18 protein-coding genes are annotated in these 15,989 nt (G+C 66.1%); 9 read left to right on the forward strand and 9 right to left on the reverse strand.

Features of this window, described 5'->3' with window-relative positions:
- Positions 1-25: 25 nt before the first annotated feature.
- The 8 genes from AC1RMY_RS14460 to AC1RMY_RS14495 form a co-directional block, all read right to left on the reverse strand.
- Positions 26-997, reverse strand: a complete 972-nt coding sequence (locus tag AC1RMY_RS14460; protein WP_492865547.1) for a tripartite tricarboxylate transporter substrate-binding protein — start codon at positions 995-997, stop codon at positions 26-28.
- 85 nt (positions 998-1,082) lie between these two features.
- A complete protein-coding gene (locus AC1RMY_RS14465) occupies positions 1,083-1,832 on the reverse strand; it encodes an SDR family NAD(P)-dependent oxidoreductase (protein WP_492865549.1) in 750 nt (249 codons plus the stop codon).
- Positions 1,833-1,835: 3 nt separating this feature from the next.
- Positions 1,836-3,224: an MmgE/PrpD family protein gene (locus AC1RMY_RS14470; RefSeq protein ID WP_492865551.1), complete on the reverse strand. Its 1,389-nt coding sequence runs from the start codon at positions 3,222-3,224 to the stop codon at positions 1,836-1,838.
- On the reverse strand, positions 3,221-4,717 hold the full coding sequence (locus AC1RMY_RS14475) for a tripartite tricarboxylate transporter permease (RefSeq protein ID WP_492865553.1): 1,497 nt from the start codon (positions 4,715-4,717) through the stop codon (positions 3,221-3,223). Before AC1RMY_RS14475 ends, AC1RMY_RS14470 begins: the two co-directional genes overlap by 4 nt.
- Before the next feature lie 9 nt (positions 4,718-4,726).
- The gene (locus tag AC1RMY_RS14480; RefSeq protein ID WP_492865555.1) at positions 4,727-5,218 is read right to left on the reverse strand and encodes a tripartite tricarboxylate transporter TctB family protein; all 492 of its coding nucleotides are present in this window, start codon (positions 5,216-5,218) and stop codon (positions 4,727-4,729) included.
- A 57-nt stretch (positions 5,219-5,275) separates the two neighbouring features.
- Entirely contained in the window at positions 5,276-6,238 is a 963-nt protein-coding gene (locus tag AC1RMY_RS14485) for a tripartite tricarboxylate transporter substrate binding protein (protein WP_492865557.1), read from the reverse strand.
- 90 nt (positions 6,239-6,328) lie between these two features.
- Positions 6,329-7,753 (reverse strand): MmgE/PrpD family protein, encoded by a 1,425-nt coding sequence (locus AC1RMY_RS14490; protein ID WP_492865559.1) that lies wholly within the window; start codon positions 7,751-7,753, stop codon positions 6,329-6,331.
- A gap of 49 nt (positions 7,754-7,802) precedes the next feature.
- Positions 7,803-8,501, reverse strand: a complete 699-nt coding sequence (locus AC1RMY_RS14495; RefSeq protein WP_492865561.1) for an FCD domain-containing protein — start codon at positions 8,499-8,501, stop codon at positions 7,803-7,805.
- Between the two features lie 478 nt (positions 8,502-8,979).
- Between AC1RMY_RS14495 and AC1RMY_RS14500 the strand changes: the two genes are divergently transcribed.
- From AC1RMY_RS14500 to AC1RMY_RS14520, 5 genes are all read left to right on the forward strand, one after another.
- Positions 8,980-9,666 carry an RNA polymerase sigma factor gene (locus AC1RMY_RS14500; RefSeq protein ID WP_492865563.1) on the forward strand — a complete coding sequence of 229 codons (687 nt, stop codon included), beginning with the start codon at positions 8,980-8,982 and terminating at the stop codon, positions 9,664-9,666.
- A 125-nt stretch (positions 9,667-9,791) separates the two neighbouring features.
- A complete protein-coding gene (locus tag AC1RMY_RS14505; RefSeq protein WP_492865565.1) occupies positions 9,792-10,619 on the forward strand; it encodes a flagellin in 828 nt (275 codons plus the stop codon).
- 64 nt (positions 10,620-10,683) lie between these two features.
- Positions 10,684-12,402 carry a flagellar filament capping protein FliD gene (gene fliD, locus AC1RMY_RS14510; protein WP_492865567.1) on the forward strand — a complete coding sequence of 573 codons (1,719 nt, stop codon included), beginning with the start codon at positions 10,684-10,686 and terminating at the stop codon, positions 12,400-12,402.
- Positions 12,399-12,821, forward strand: coding sequence for a flagellar export chaperone FliS (locus AC1RMY_RS14515; RefSeq protein ID WP_492865568.1), 423 nt, complete (start codon positions 12,399-12,401; stop codon positions 12,819-12,821). Before fliD ends, AC1RMY_RS14515 begins: the two co-directional genes overlap by 4 nt.
- 132 nt (positions 12,822-12,953) lie before the next feature.
- Positions 12,954-13,211: a hypothetical protein gene (locus tag AC1RMY_RS14520; protein ID WP_492865570.1), complete on the forward strand. Its 258-nt coding sequence runs from the start codon at positions 12,954-12,956 to the stop codon at positions 13,209-13,211.
- Between the two features lie 9 nt (positions 13,212-13,220).
- On the opposite strand, the gene AC1RMY_RS14525 is transcribed toward AC1RMY_RS14520, so the two are convergent.
- Positions 13,221-13,484, reverse strand: coding sequence for a hypothetical protein (locus AC1RMY_RS14525; protein WP_492865572.1), 264 nt, complete (start codon positions 13,482-13,484; stop codon positions 13,221-13,223).
- Between the two features lie 14 nt (positions 13,485-13,498).
- On the opposite strand from AC1RMY_RS14525, the gene AC1RMY_RS14530 reads away from it, so the two are divergent.
- From AC1RMY_RS14530 to AC1RMY_RS14545, 4 genes are read left to right on the forward strand one after another with little or no spacing between them, the layout of a single operon-like run.
- Positions 13,499-13,819, forward strand: a complete 321-nt coding sequence (locus AC1RMY_RS14530; RefSeq protein WP_492865574.1) for a flagellar hook capping FlgD N-terminal domain-containing protein — start codon at positions 13,499-13,501, stop codon at positions 13,817-13,819.
- Between the two features lie 51 nt (positions 13,820-13,870).
- Positions 13,871-15,133, forward strand: a complete 1,263-nt coding sequence (gene flgE / locus AC1RMY_RS14535; protein WP_492865576.1) for a flagellar hook protein FlgE — start codon at positions 13,871-13,873, stop codon at positions 15,131-15,133.
- Positions 15,130-15,471: a hypothetical protein gene (locus AC1RMY_RS14540; RefSeq protein WP_492865578.1), complete on the forward strand. Its 342-nt coding sequence runs from the start codon at positions 15,130-15,132 to the stop codon at positions 15,469-15,471. Before flgE ends, AC1RMY_RS14540 begins: the two co-directional genes overlap by 4 nt.
- 17 nt (positions 15,472-15,488) lie before the next feature.
- Entirely contained in the window at positions 15,489-15,971 is a 483-nt protein-coding gene (locus tag AC1RMY_RS14545) for a flagellar protein FlgN (RefSeq protein WP_492865580.1), read from the forward strand.
- Positions 15,972-15,989: the final 18 nt, after the last annotated feature.

Below are 15,989 nucleotides of genomic sequence, written 5' to 3' on the forward strand. Positions count from 1 at the left end.
ACGCAGCATGGTGGCTCTTGCTAGGCTAGTTCGCCACGACGCCCGCTGCCTTGATCACCGGCGTCCATTTCTCGATCTCGCCTGCGACCAGGCTGCGGAGCGCCTCCGGCCCGGTCTTGGCGGGGATCACCGCGCCGATTTCCTCCAGCCGCTTGCGCGTGGCCGGGTTCTTGAGCGCTGCATCGACGGCCGCGGCGAGCCTGTCGACGATCGCCTTGGGCGTGCCCTTCGGCGCGAACATCGCGTTCCAGCCGGAGGCGACGAACTTCGGCATCCCGGCATCGGCCGTGGTCGGCACGTTCGGGATCGCGGGGGAGCGCTCCGGGATCGCGATGGCGAAGGCCTTGATGTTGCCCGCGATGACCTGCGGAACGGTATGCGGGATCTGGTCGCACATGAAGTCGTGCACGCCGGCGACGAGGTCGTTCAGCGCCGGGCCGGAGCCGCGATAGGCGACCTGCGGCGGCCTGACCCCGATCATCGAGGTGAACAGCAGGCAGCTCACATGCGAGGTCGAGCCGACGCCGCCGTGACCGTTGTTGAGCTTGGACGGATCGGCCTTGATCAGCGCGATCAGGTCCTGAAGCGAGTTCGCGGCGAGATCCTTGCGGCCGAACACCGCGATCGGCGTATCCGAGAGCTGGCTGACATGCTCGAAATCCGTCACCGGATGATAGGGCAGGTTCGGATAGAGAGCGGGTGCCGCGCCATGCGTGCCCATCTGTCCGACCAGGATGGTGTAGCCGTCCGGCGCGGCCTTGGCGGCTCGGAAGGAGCCCGTCGTGCCGCCGGCGCCGCCGATGTTCTCGACTGGAAGAGCCTGGCCGAGCGTCTGACCCATATGCTCCAGCACGATGCGCGCGACCACGTCGGTATTGCCGCCTGCCGCGTAGGGGACGATCACGTTGATCGGCTTCGTCGGATAGGCTTGCGCCGTGGCCTGCGATCCGCCGGCCAGTATCGCCGCCGCCAGCACGGCGGCCAGTTTCACTTGCATCCCCATTTCGTTCTCCCTCGAAAAAACGGCTGGTTTTCCAGCTCGCGAATTCATCTCCCTTCGGCGCCGGGGGCGCCGAAGCGGCTCACGGCAGATAGGCTCCGCCGTTCACATGCAGGGTCTGGCCGGTGACGTAGCGGGCGTTCGGACCGGCGAGATAACGCACCATCGCCGCGACCTCCTGTGGCCGGCCGCGACGGCCGACCAGTGTCGAGCCATGTTTGTGGTGGTCGGGCTGCGCGGCCGAATGGCCGCCGCGCACCGTGTCGATCAGCCCCGGCGAGACCAGGTTGACGGTGATGCCGCGCGGCGCGAGTTCCTGGGCCAGCGCCTTGGTCAGGCCGTCGAGCCCGGCCTTGGCGGTGACGACATGGGCGCGCTGCTTAGCTCCTGTATAGGCGGTGAGGCCGCCGATATTGATAATGGCGCCAGCTCCGCTGTTCGTCAGCGCGTCGAGGGAGGCCTGCGCACACAGGAAGGGCCCGTCCAACGTGACGCCGAGCACCTGGTGCCATTGCGCCAGCGTCATGTCTTCGAAGGCGACCTCACCGCGGATGGCTGCGTTGTTGACGAGGATGTCGATGCGTCCGAACCGGGCGAGCGTGGCCTCGACGGCGGCGCGCACGGAGGCAGCATCGGTCACGTCGGCAAGCTGCAAGGCGGCGCGTCCGCCCTCGGCCTCGACCGCGCCGACCATCTCGCCGAGCCCGGCGGCGTCCGAGAGCGCAAGCCCCATCACTGCAGCCCCGCCCGCCGCGAGTTCGAGGGCGATCGCGCGACCGATGTTGCGCGCGGCGCCAGTGACCAGCGCGACCTTGCCTGCGAGTTCAGTCATGGCTCAACCCCGTGCCGTCGAAAGGTCGACGCCGCTGCCGGCAACGATCGCGTCGAGAGCGGCGGCGAGCCGTTCCGAACGTTCCGGCTGCCAGCCCCCGAAGGCGGCGTTGTCGTGGAACTTTCCGATGATGTCGGCGCCCGAGAGCGGCTCATGCGCGCCGCCGCGCATATGCGGCTGGCGCAACTCGCGCACCGAACCGTCCCGCAGCGTCGCCTTGATGTGGCCGCTGAAATTGCGGGGATACGCGTTCTGCGGATCGATCACATAGGAGACCCTGGCGGCCAGCGCCCTCACGCCGGCCTCGGCGACGCGTTCCTCGGTGAACTGACCGAGCCCGGCGCCGCCATCCATGAAGCCGACCGCGATGCAGTAGGGCGTCGAGAATTTCGCGGCATAGGCATTGGGCGGCGCCTGCTTCAGCGCCAGCGGCTCCCATAGCCGGTGAACCGTGCCCTCGCCGACCTCGCATTCCAGGCTGACGATGTCGTCGGCCCTGACGCCCTGCCTCGCCAGTGCGATGGCACAGTCGACGAAGGGCTGGGTCATGGTTCCGCAGGCATAGGGTTTGAAGGCGAGCGTCGCGAGGATCCAGCTCTCGCCGAGGCTGTCTAGCAACGGGGCGAAGTCCGGCGTCTTCGACGAGGCGAAGGCGCGGTAGAAGCCGTGCTGGCCCTCGATCACCGTCGCCGGTCCGAGAAAGCCCGCTTCGGCCATGAAGGCGGCGCGGATGCCGGCCTGCGCCGCCGCCCCGGCATGCAACCGCTTGGTCCAGCTCCCATCGGCGAGATATTCGATGATGCCCGAGGCGAGGCTGCCGGCGATGCCGATCGCATGGGCGATCAGCTTCGGCGGCAGGCCGAGCGCGCTCGCAACCGCGGCGGCGGCGGCTGGCGCACCGATGACGGCGGTCGGATGAAAGCAGGCTTTGTGGATCGCCTGCGGCGCGACGAGGCTCATCCGGCACATCAGCTCGGAGCCGACCGCGATGCCACGCAGCACGGCCTCGCCGGTGAGCCCACGATGCTCGGCGGCAGCCAGCACGGCCGGCACGATCACCGCGCCGGCATGGATCGGCCCACCCTCGAAGGTGTCGTCGAAATCCTCGCCATGTGCTGCCGTGCCGTTGACCAGTGCCGCGTCATAGGGGCCGAGAGCCGTCGCATGGCCGATCGCGGTCGCCTTGCCCTGCGAGGCGGTAGACGCCAATGCGGCGCGGACATAATCGGTTTCGCGGGCTGCAATGCAGAGGCCGGCGACATCTAGCAGCAGGAGCCGGACTGTCTCGCGCGCACCGGCGCTCACATCGGCATGGGCTGCGAACCCGCCGAGGCGGAGCGCGACGGGCTCGTCACGCGTGGCGGACGGAGCGATGCTGCTTTGGTGGTTCACGCGTGGGCATCCTTGAGCCGGGCTTGGCGCGCGTCGCGGAATTCGCGGACGAGCGAGAGCGTGACGAAGAGGGTCGAGGCCAACAGAAGCCCGATGGCGATTGGATCCTCGAGAAAGATCATGTGGTCTCCGCCCGAGAGCAGCAGCGAGCGGCGGTAGCTCGACTCGACCATGTGGCCGAGCACGACGCCCAGGATCAGCGGCAGGAATGGATAGCCGGCGCGGCGCATCAGATAGCCGACGAGCCCCATGGCGAGCGCGATGCCCAGGTCGAAGAACGAGGTGTTGAGCGTGAAAATGCCCGACAGGATCAGCGCCAGGATGAAGCCGGCGAGATAGGCGCGCGGCCGGTTGACCAGCCAGACACAGACCGGCAGCAGGAGGATGCCGACGACGATCTGCGCCAGCGTCGCGATCAAGGAGCCGAGATAGAGCCCGACCACGACGTCGGCGTTTTGTTCGAACAGGCGCGGGCCGGGCAGAAGCCCGTGGATCAGCAGGCCGCCGAGCAGGACGGCGGTCGAGTTCGAGCTCGGGATGCCGAAGGAGAGCAGCGGGATGAGGGCGGTGCTGGCGACCGTGTTGTTGGCGGTCTCGGGCGCGGCGACGCCCTCTTCGGAGCCCTTGCCGAACTTCTCCGGCTCCTTCGACCAGCGCTTCGCCTCGTTATAGGAGAGGAAGGCTGCGATCGAGCCGCCGCCGCCAGGCGTCAGCCCTTCGAAGGTGCCGAGCAGGCAGCCAATGAACTGCGAGCGTTTGAGCCGGTTCATTAAGCCGAGGGAGGGCAGGCGCACCCGCACCTGCTCGCTGACCCCGCCGAGGTCGCGCGAACCGGATTGCATCATCAGTTCGCTGATCGCGAAGACGCCGATCATGATCAGCACCGGCTCGACCCCGCCGAGCAGTTCCGGGCTGCCGAAGGTGAAGCGGGTGACGCCAGAGATCGGGTCAGTGCCGACGGTCGAGATCATCAGCCCGACGATGGCGGCGGCCAGCCCCTTCAGCAGCGAGCCGTTGGTCATCGAGGCGATGACGCTGAGGCCGAGGATGCCGAGCGCGAAATAGGAGGTCGGCTTGAAGGCGAGCGCGACCCAGGACAAAGGCTCGGTCATCATGATCAGCATCAGCAGCCCGAACAGGCTGCCGATGACGCCGGACCAGAGCGAGATGCCGAGCGCTTCGCCGGCGCGGCCTTGGCGCTTCATCTCGTAGCCGTCGATCACGGTCGCGGCGGCGGAGTTTGTGCCGGGCGTGCGGATCAGGATGGCCGGGATCGAGCCGCCATATTCGGCGCCGATATAGGTGCAGGCCAGCATTACGATCGCCTGGACCGGGGCCATGCCATAGGTGAAGGGCAGCAGCAGCGCCATCGTGATCGAGGCTGAGATGCCCGGCAGCGAGCCGCCGATGATGCCCCAGATCAGGCCGACGATCGAATAGAAGATGATCGGCGAGCCGGTCAGGAGGTCGTATGCAATGCCGAGTGAATGCATCGCCGCCTCCTAGAAGAACCAGCCGGTGGGCTGGCGCACGCCGAGGAGCCGGACGAAGATCGCCCAGTAGAGAAGGGCGCCTCCGATCGCGATCGCGACCGTCCGCCAGGTCGGCGGCGCGCCTTCGTAGAGCGCCACGGCCCCGATCAGCAGCGCGACCGCCGGCAGGTAGCCGATCACCGGCACGAGCGCGACATAGGCCGCGCCCAAGGCCAGGAAGCCGAGCGCGCGCAGTGGGGGCGACAGCGGCTCGCCGTCCTCCTCGCGTGCCTTCTCCGGCTTGCCGGCCGGGACGAGCGCGCCGGCGCGAATGGCGCGCAGCGTCAGGACGAGGCCGAGCCCGGTCAGCGTGATCGCCAGGATACGCGGCAGGCCGCTCGCCCCGACCTCGTCCGAGAGCGTGCTCTCGGCGATCCCGGTGGTCGCCCAATAGTAGAGAAGGGCGATGGCGAGCACGGTGATGCCACCGGCGAGGTCCTTGAGAGCCGATTGGTCGCGCATAGCACGGTCTTTCCGGACGGATTTCGAGCGTGGCGGCGGAAGCCGATGGCGACGGCGTCACTTCAGGACGCCGCTCTCCTTCAGGAAAGCTTCGGTGGTCGAACCGAAATTCGCGATGAAGCCCTGGTACTCGTCGTGCGGGATGAAGTTCGCGACGAGGCTCTCGGTGCTGTAGACTTTTCGATAGTCGGGATCGGCCAGCACCTTCGGCACCGTCTCGTTCCAGATCTTGGTGATCGCCGGCGGCAAGCCCTTGGGGCCGGCGAGTCCCCGGAATTTCTCCAGCACGACGGGATAGCCGGTTTCCTTGACCGTCGGGACGTTCGGGAAGGCTTCCATCCGCTGCGGATCGAAGGTCGCGAGCAGCCGGATCTTGCCGGCCTCGAGCTGGGCGCGAAGCTCGGGAATCTCGCCGACGCCGATGTCGAGCGTGCCGTTCAGCACATTGATCATCAGATCGCCGCCGCCCTCATGCGAGACGACCGCCGCGTTGACGCCGGCCGCCTTCTTGAGCTGCTCGGCGGCCTGGCGTTCGAGGGAGGCCGGGTTGGCCGCGCCCCAGCGGCCGCGCGCGGTCTGCGCCTTGTCGATCACGTCCTTGAGCGTCTTGAAGGGGCCGTCGGCGCGCGTGTAGACGACCTCCGAGTCGGTGAAGAAGTTCGCCAGCGGCTCGACATCCTTGTAGCCGTGCTGCGTCTTCGACAGCAGCGAGGTGTAGATGTAGGTCGGCGTCGTCGCGTAGAGGACGCTGCCATCGGCCGGTGCGGTCGCCAGCCGCGAGATCGCCCGCGCGCCGCTGCCGCCCTGCACGTTCTCGACGATGAAGGTGGCCTTGATGTATTTCGGCAGGTGCTTGGCCATCTCGCGCAGGAAGACGTCGCTGCCGCCTCCCGGGCTCGAATGGGTGACGAGCGTCACCACCTTGTGCGGGTAGTCGACGGGCGTCTGGGCCGCGACCCGGTCTGCCGGGCAGACCGAAATGCCAGCGGCGACGGCGGCGGCGATGGCCAGATGTCGCATAGGTCCCTCCCTGGGATGATGGAACGGGCCGCCCTGCATCGGGGAGACCTCGTTTGAGCGCCGCCGCGTCGTTGCGCGGCGGCGTATCCGTCAATGTGCCGCGCGGCGCAGCGGCACGGCCGCTGCCGTGGTGTCGAAGACGAGCTGCTCGATCAGGGGTTCGATCCGCGGCAGGCTGTCGACGCCCCAGGCCAGTTCGAGCAGCTTGTCCTGCGCCGCATCGGTGATCGCGCCCTCGGCGCACATCCGGAACTTGGCTTCGAGGTCGGCGTCGCTGATCGGGTTGTCCGGCCCGCCGCGATAGCGCTCGTCGGCCCATTGCACGAGCGTGCGGCCGTCGCGCGTGTCGACCTCGATGCGCGAGCGGATCTTGTCGTAGCCGCGAGCGTCGATCTCGGGATCTCCCAGGACCTCGGTGCGCTTCTGCATGTCCTGCATCGCCGGTCCGGCGACGAAGGCGTCGCTGAACTCGTGATGGCTGGCGCGGCGGCACAGCACGATCATCGAGAGCAGGGCCGGCATCGAGAACTTGGCCTGTAGATGGTTCTGCGCTAGCGGATAGCGGATCGGCTCGAGGATGTTCTTGCCGGCGAAGAAGCGGATGTGCTCGACCTGGTCCGGCTTGAGGTCGTGCTTGAGCACCAGGGCGAGCATTGCGTCCATCGACTGATGGGTCAGGATGCCCGACGGGTAAGGCTTGATGCTGATGCCGGGTTCGACGATCGTCAGCGTCTCACCGAAGCCCTGCGGCAGCTTTTCCTCCGAGACGCCTTCGCCCATCACCTGGAAGAAGCCCCAGGTGCCGTCGAGCGCGGCGGGATCGGCGGTGAAGCCGCGCGCTGCCAGCAGCGCCGCCGTGACGCCGTTCTCCGAGGCCCGCCCGACATGCAGCGGCTTGGTCATCGTGCCGAAATTGCAGCGGATGCCGGCGGCGAAGCTCGCCGCGATGCCGAGCGCATGCGCGACCTGGGCGCCCTTGAGGCCGAGCAGTTTCGCGGTGGTCGCGGCGGCGCCGAAGGTGCCGACGGTGCCGCTGGAATGGTGGCCGCGACGATAGTGGCGCGGCGTCATCCATTCCGAGATCTTGCACTCCACCTCGAAGCCGGTCTGGAAAGCGAGCATGAAGCGCTTGCCGTCGACGCCGCCGAGCCGCTGCGACATCACCAACGCCGCCGTCAGCGGCGGCACGGATGGGTGCGTCAGCAGGCCGTAGACATGGCGCGGATCGTTGGAGACCTGTGTGTCGTCCCAGTCATGGGCGTGGCCGGCTGTGCCCAGCACCCGCGCCGCGAGCGCGGCCGGAACACGAGCATGACCATGGCCGATCAGCAGCGCCTCGGCCCGGCCGCCCGTCTCCAGCGCGTCGGCTGCGAGCATCTGGACCGATCCTTCGAGGCCGCCGGCGAGATACAGGCCGAGCGTGTCGATGATGCAGCGCCGGCCGACGCGCAGCGCCTCGCTCGGCAGCTTGTCGAAGCTCGCCTGTTCGATGAAGTCGACCGCGGATGCGGTCACGTGATGAAGCTCGCTCATTGCGTTTCCGGCTCTTGTCGTTGCAATGGTTTCAGTTGGTGAGCTGTGCTTCGCTGGCCGCCTTCTGGAAGGCAGCCAGCAGACGGGTCTTGGCCCGGGCGACATGCTCGGCATGGGCGTGCTGGGCGCGCTCCGGATCGCGCGCGGCGATCGCCTCGACCATGGCGCGGTGCTCCGAATTCGAGACTTCGAGGCCGCCGCCCTGCACCAGGCTGCGGGCGCGGAACAGGTGCAGCTTCTTGACCAGGCCGCGATACTGCGCGGCGAGCGTGGCGTTGCCGCAGGCGTCGATGATGAATTCGTGGAAGGCGAGGTTCAGCGGATAGTAGCGGTCGAAGTCACGATCGCGCGCCGCCGCCTCCATCTGCTCCAGATAGTCGCGCAGTTGCGCGATCTGGGCATCGCTGGCGCGTGCGGCGAGGGTCTTGCCGGCGAGGCCGAACAGCACCGTGCGCACATCGTAGATCTCGATCGCCTCCTCCAGTGCCGGCTGGCGGATGAAGACGCCGCGATTGGGAATGAGCTCGACCAGGCCGAGACCTTCCAGCGCACGCAGCGCCTCACGCACCGGGCCGCGGCTGGTGCCGAAGCGCGTCGCGAGCAGGTTCTCGTTCACGCGCCGTCCCGGCGCGATCTCGCCATTGAGGATCGCGTGCTCGATCTCGCGTTCGAGCACGCCCGAGAGCGAGCGGGTTTTCAGAATCGTCAGGACGTCCGGTGCCGGGTTCATGGCGACGCAAATTAATCGTCGATCAAAAACTGTCAACAGTTTTCAGTTTGGGTTGACCGCCAGCGATCGAGCTTGGTCCGGATTGGAGACGTGCGGCGCGAAGGATCGCTGGGCGCTGGTCGTGAAAGAGATGATAGGCCCTGCTCGAAACGAGCCGCCCGCGCGCAGGAAAGGTCGCTCTCTCTCTCTCTCTCTCTCTCTCTCTCTCGATCATTCGGCGCGTCGGGGCCCGATGCGACGGGTTTCGAATCGTCGCCTGCGACGGTTTATGAAGGCGCCCCTTCCGGTAGGCGGGCCATGCGGGGCCAGAGCCGGCAAAATCTGCCTAGCTCCGGGAAGATTTTGCCTATCTAACTATATGAAATATCTTATTTTTCTTGATTTTACTGCGCCTGGTTTGGCGCTCTCACGCGTTTCAGTTCCAGAGACCGCTTTCAGGCGAGCCCGCCAGCAAGTGGTTTCTGGAGGTTTCCGAACTATGAGCGCCCAGGCATCTCATCTAGATCTCGTGCCGCAGACGGTTTGCGCGCCCCTCGCCCTGCTGCTCGATCAGAACGCCCCGATGCCGTTGCTGCTGGAAAGGTTGGAAAGCCGCAGGCCGATGGATCGCGACGACGAATTGCTGGAACTGATCACGCTCGGCGACGAAGCGGCCTTTCGCGAACTGGTCGAGCGTCATGTCGACAGAGCCTATGCGCTGGCGCTGCGCATTCTCCGCAATGGCGCCGATGCCGAGGATGTCGTCCAGGACACGCTTCTGAAGATCTGGAGCCAGCGCGGGACCTGGCAGTCCGGGCGCGCCAAATTCTCGACCTGGCTCTACCGCGTCGTCACGAACCGCTGCCTCGACATGCGCCGCCGCCCGACGACGGAAGGCATGGACAACGCGCCGGAGGTCGTCGACGCGCAGCCCGACGCACTCGTGACGCTGCAGCGCCATGAAGCCAGCGACCTCCTGGCCCGCGAGATGGAGCGCCTGCCCGACCAGCAGCGGGTCGCCTTGATCCTCTCCTACTACGACGACCTCAGCAATTCGCAGATCGCCGAGGTGATGGATACGTCGGTCCAGGCGGTCGAGTCGCTCCTGAAGCGCGGACGCCAGCATCTGCGCAAGCAGCTTCACGGCGCGGAACGCGACATCTGCCGGTCATTTACCGCCGATTAGCCATGCCGGCGGCCATTTCAAGAAAGAGCGCCAGCCGCTTCGACCTGCCCCGTTGAACTCCCGGACGCACAAACGCGGCGTCTGCTCCCAGGAGGGGAGCCTCATCGGAGCAAGGAGAAGCCGCCATGGCTGTGATCTCGACCAATCTCGCCGCCAATTCGGCGGTCCGCTATCTCAATGCCAACTCTGCCGACCAGACCTCGTCGCTGGCGAAGCTCGCGAGCGGCTCGCGCATCGTCTCCGCCGCCGACGACGCCTCGGGCCTCGCGATCTCGACCCGCATCTCGTCCGACGTCACGGCCCTGACGCAGGCCGCGACCAACGCCTCGCACGGCACCTCGATCCTCCAGACTGCCGATGGGGGCGCTTCCAACATCAGCGACATGCTGCAGCGCATGAAGGCGCTCGCTTCCCAGTCCGCCTCCGGCACGGTCACGGACACGGAGCGCGCATACATCAATGCGGAGTTCTCGCAGCTCATCGAGGAAATCGACGGCCTCTCGCAGAGCACGCGCTATAACGGCGAGAGCCTGCTCGACGGCACCGGTGCTTTCGCGGCGGGCATGGTCGTCGTCGTCGGTTCCGACGCGACCGCCGACACCATCACGGTGACGATCGACGCGCTCGACGCCACGACGCTGGGCGTAGACACGCAGGACATCTCGACCCAGGCAGGCGCGACGACCGCCATCACGGCGATCGACACTGCAATCGACGCCGTGTCGAGCGCCCGCGCCAATATCGGCGCGCTGGAGTCGCGCTTCGAGTTCCGCTCGAACACGATCGCCACCAGCATCGAGAACCTCGAAGCCGCCAACTCGGCGATCAAGGATGTCGACGTCGCGTCGGAATCGGCGAATCTGGCCTCGATCAAGGTCAAGACGCAGGCCGCCGTCGCTGCCGCGGCGCAGGCCAACTCGATGCCCCAGGAACTGCTGAAGCTGCTGCAGTAAGCCCTGGGCGAGGTGGGCCGGTCCTGGACAGCCGGCCCACCTCTCACTTTATGCGGAGACGGCGATGACCTCGGTCAGTAGCACAAGTTCGAGCACCACATCCACGACGAGCACCGTCACGTCCTCCACCGCGACGACGGAGCCTTCGGACATCGACTGGAATGCCCTGATCGAGGTCGCGGTCCAGGCCAAGCTGAGCAAGGCCGATACGATCGATCTCAAGATCACCGCCAACGAGGCCAAGATCGCCGCCTATCAGGAGCTGCAATCGCTGCTGTCCGATGTCGCCGATGCGGCGGATGCGCTTCGCGCCGTTTCGGGAACGTCCAACAGCAGCACCGATGTCTTCCTCGACCGCGCAGCCTATCTGACCGCCAATGGCGATGTCGATGCGGCCTCCGCGATGTCGGCCACCGTCGAGGACGGCAGCGACATCGGCAGCTACGACATCCAGATCCTGCAACTCGCCAAGGCGCATAAGGTCGCCGGCACGACGCACGCGTCGAAATCCGAGGATCTGGGTTATTCCGGCATCATCTCCCTCGGGGTTGAGGACGGCAGCACGGTCGACCTGACGATCACCGAGAGCATGTCGCTCACCGACATCGCCGAAGCCATCAACGCCGAATCCGAGACTACTGGCGTGCAGGCGACCGTGCTGCAGGTGTCGAGTTCGAGTTACCGTCTCGTGCTGTCCGCCGTGGAAACCGGCGAGACGATCAGCGCCGTCGCAGCCTCCGGCGACGATGTGCTGGCCTCGCTCGGCATCACCGACGGCAATGGTGCTTTCGCCGACGTGCTCCAGGAGCCGCAGGACGCGATCCTCTCCCTCGACGGCATCGAGGTGACGCGCAGCGGCAACGACATCGACGACCTGCTCGACGGCGTGACCCTGCATCTCTACCAGACGACGCAGGATGATCCCGATGCCGAAAGCGATGCGTCGATCACGCTCGAAGTTGGCGCCGACGTCAGTTCGGCCAAGGAAGCCATCCAGACGCTGGTCGATACCTACAACGCCCTGCGCGACTACTTCACCACGCAGCAGAGCCTGGCGAGCGACGGCACCATTTCGGAAGACGCCGTGCTGTTCGGCGACGGCACTATGCGCAGCGCCAGCCTGTCGATCTACAGCGCGCTGACGCGGACGATCGAAGGCCAGTCGATGAGCCTGATCGGGCTGTCCTTCGACAGCGACGGAACGCTGGTGATCGACGAGGACACCCTGGACGACGCGCTGCTCAGCGACCTCGACGGCGTCAAGTCGCTGCTCAGCTTCCAGATGGACGCCTCGTCGAGCCAGCTCAAACTGCTCTCGCGCGGTACGACCCTCCCGTCCGATTTCACCCTCGACATCGGCGTCGACGCCAGCGGTGCGATGACGTCCGTCTCGGTCGGCGGCGATTCCTCGCTCTTCACCGTCAGCGGCACGCGCATCATCGGAGCGGAGGGAACCCAATATGAGGGCTACACCTTCGTCTATACCGGTTCGACGGCGCAATCGATCGACGTCTCGCTCAGCACGGGCATCGCCGAGCTTCTCTACAACACGGCCGATTCCGTTTCCGACACATCGGACGGCTCGCTGCAGACGCTGATCGACAATCTGACCGAGGTCGATGACGACCTCCAGGCCAAGAGCGACGCCATCCGCTCCGCCGCCGAAACCTATCAGACCAATCTGAGCGCCCGTTACGCCCGCTATCAGGCAGCCATCGAGGCGGCCGAGTCGACACAGGACTATCTCACCGCGCTCCTCGACCAATGGAACAGCTCTTCATGAATCAGCATGCCCACCCGCTCGCGGCCTATCGCATGGCCGCCGCCCAGGTCCATCCGCTCGTCGCGGTGGTCAAGCTCTACGACGAAGCGATCCGCCAGCTCAGGCTCGCGATCCTCGCCACGCAGGATCGCCGCCATGAGGAGAGCCATGCCTGCATCACGAAATCATCGACGATCCTGCGTGGCCTTTGCCACAATCTGCGCTTCGACAAGGGCGAGGAAGTCGCCCAGCAGCTTCTGAAAGCCTACACCTACAATATCATGGCGATCCACACCGCCTATGGCCGGCGCGATGCGGCAGCCCGATACGAGAAGATCATCTGGCACCTGACGGATCTGCGTAACGCCTGGGCGGATATCGCCGGGCTGGCTCCGAAGACGCAGGTCGCTCCGGCGGCGCGGGTCGTCGTCAGGCGCTGACGGGACCTGACGAACGAGCGTGCGGAGTCCGCCGAGCAGCCGCGGGACCTTGGCCGGCCGACGGCTTCGCCCTTTTCACAACATTCCGAAACAGTCTATAAACAAGGAGAAGCATCGGGGAACGAAGCAGACATGAATCGCATCGAGTTTCGGGACGCGGTCGATCGTCATGGCGAGGATCTCTCGACCTGGCCGCTTTCGGAGCGAAGCGAAGCGATTCAATTGCTGGCGAGCGAGCCGGCCGCCCGTTCCATCATCGACGAGGCGCGCGCGCTGCGGGTCGCGATCACCGGCCAGGACGTTATCCGTGCCCCCGCCGGGCTGGCGGATCGGATCGTGCGGGCAGCGCTCGGCGATGCCACTGCGACGACACGCGCCCGCCGCGCGTGAACTGCAACCTCATTCGCCGTCGACGAAGGATTTGAATAGGATGGCAACGAGGGTCTCGGGTCGTTGAATTCTTAACCGCTCGCTAATTTTGATAGTTAATCCAAACTTAACGACATTGCGAACGCGTCTCGCCGCGACAATTCTGCGGCTGCCGCCAATATTCGCCGCCTGAAAATCTCCGCTCACACGTTTGATCATCGAGCCCGCAGCGAACCGTTGCTGCGGGCTCGGATCGAAACGTTCCGCTTCGGGATTCGAACAGTCCCGCAGCATGAGGGAGGCTCTCCATGAGCGTCAGTTCCGTCTCCTCGTCCTCGGCGACGACCGCGGCCACCACGACCAGTTCCTCGACATCGTCATCCTCGTTTTCGGAATCCGACTTCATGTCGTTGCTCGTGCAGCAACTCCAGAACCAGGATCCGTCGAATCCGGCCGACTCGAGCCAGCTCGCCTCGCAGATGCTGTCCTATGCCTCGTACAGCCAGCAGGTCTCGATGAACGACACGCTGTCCTCGCTGTCCTCGACGATGAACACGCTCTCCTCGACCGTGACCGACCTCTACTCCTCGGTCAGCTCGATCTCCTCGCAGCTGAGCGTCACCGCCTGAGCAGGCCTCGGCCTGGACGACCCTATTCCCGCGTAAAGTCGAGTAAACGCCATGAGTCTCACCGGCGCCTTGAATTCGGCTGTCTCGGCCCTGTCAGCGCAGAGCTCTGCCCTGTCGATGGTCAGCCAGAACCTCGCCAACTCCAACACCTACGGTTACAAGACCACCACCGCCAGCTTCGAGAGCTTGATCGCCGATTCCGCCTCTTCGGCCTACTCCGCCGGAGGCGTCTCGGTCACCGGCGTGTCGAGCATTTCCTCGCAAGGCTCGCTGGTATCCTCAGCCACCACGACCAACATGGCGATCGAAGGCAACGGCTTCTTCGTCGTCAGCAACGACTCCGCCAATGGCGACATCTACTATTCGCGCAACGGCCAGTTCACGATCGACAAGAACGGCTACCTATCGAACGGCGACTACTATCTCCAGGGCTGGCCGACCGATGCCGACGGCAACGTCCTTGGAGCCACCAGCACAGCCTCGCTCGAGACCATCGATACGAAAACGATCGGCAGCATCGCGGCCGCCACCACCAGCCTGTCGATGCAGGCGAACCTCCCCGCGGACGCAGCTATCGGCGACACTTTCGAGAGCGAGGTCGAGGTCTACGATTCACTCGGTACGGCCGCCACCACGACCATAACCTGGACGAAGACCGCCGAGAACACCTGGAGCGCGTCCTTCTCCGATCCGACCAGCGCGGATGGCAGCACGGTGCTCGCGACCTCGCCGGCGAGCAACACGATCTCGATCAGCTTCAACAGCGACGGCACTCTGGCCAGCACAACCCCCAGCCCGCCGTCGCTGTCCTTCACCGGCTGGACCACCGGCGCCGCCGCCAGCGCGATCACGCTCGACCTCGGCACGGCGGGCTCGTCCAGCGGGCTGAGCCAGCTTTCGACTGGCGCCGACGATTTGTCGGTTTCGATCGAGTACGACCAGGACGGCATCAGCTACGGCACGCTGACCGGCGTCGAGCTCGGCGACGACGGCACGGTCTACGCGACCTATGACAACGACCAGCGCCGGGCGATCTACAAGGTCGCGGTCGCCACCTTCAACAATGCCGACGGGCTGACCTCGCTGAGCAGCGGCGTCTATGCCGCCAACTCGATCTCCGGCGCCAGCTCGCTGCATGTGGCCGGACAGAACGGGGCGGGGACGATCTCGGGCGGCATGCTCGAGGCGAGCACGACCGATACCAGCCAGGAATTCAGCAACATGATGGCGGCGCAGCAGGCCTATTCGGCGGCAGCCCAGGTCATGTCCTCGGTCAACACGATGTACGACACGCTGCTGAGTGCGATCCGATGAAGCGCAACCGGCCCGCTCCCCGCGTCGCGCGCCCGTCGCGCCCCGCTCAGCCCGACATCCTCGCGCAGGATCCGCTCCTCGCCCGGCTGGCCGTCGTCGAGTCGGCTGCGAAGGGTCACATCGCCGCCGCGCGGCAGAAGCCGCATTCCGCGCGGCCGGCCGAGCGCCAGCGCAAGGTGGCCTTGGTCACGCTCGCCAATCTCGGCTTCATGCTCGATGCGCTGCGCGGCGCGCGAGACGAGATGCGCAGCGCCCTCGACAGGAATCTGACGACGCATCGCGCGCTCGACGCCTATCAGCGCGCCGGGTCGCTCTCCGACATGCCCTACAAGCGCTGACCATGCCAGGACCGACCATGCCCCAGCCCTCCCAGATCGATCCGCTCCCGGCCCAAGGCTCGCGCCGGCAAGCGGCCAATGCTGCGACCACCGCATTGCTCGGTCTCGTCGATGAGCTGATCGTCGTGATCGAGCAGGAGAACAGCCTGATGGCGGCCGGCATTCCGGCCTCGACCTCCCATCTCGTCGAGCGCAAGCGCGAACTCGCCGGGCAGTTCTCGCACTGGATCGCAGGTCTGCGCAGCCGTCAGGTTGAAGTCGTTCACGCCGACAGCGCCCTGCGCAAGCGTCTGGTCGAGAGCAACGAGGTGTTGCGTCTCCATATGAACGACAATGTCGACAGCCTGCGTGCCTCGATCTCGGCGACGCGCCGGCGCATCGACGCGATCATGCGGGCGATCCGCGAGCAGTCGGCGCCGCCACCGAGTCGTTACGGCGCCAACGGAAAAGTCGCTCCGCCCCGGATCGCGCAGGCGATCCGGCCGGGACGCTATCTCTGACGCCGCATCGAGCCAGCA

It is taken from the genome of Allobosea sp. GW822-FHT03F07, assembly GCF_058801345.1.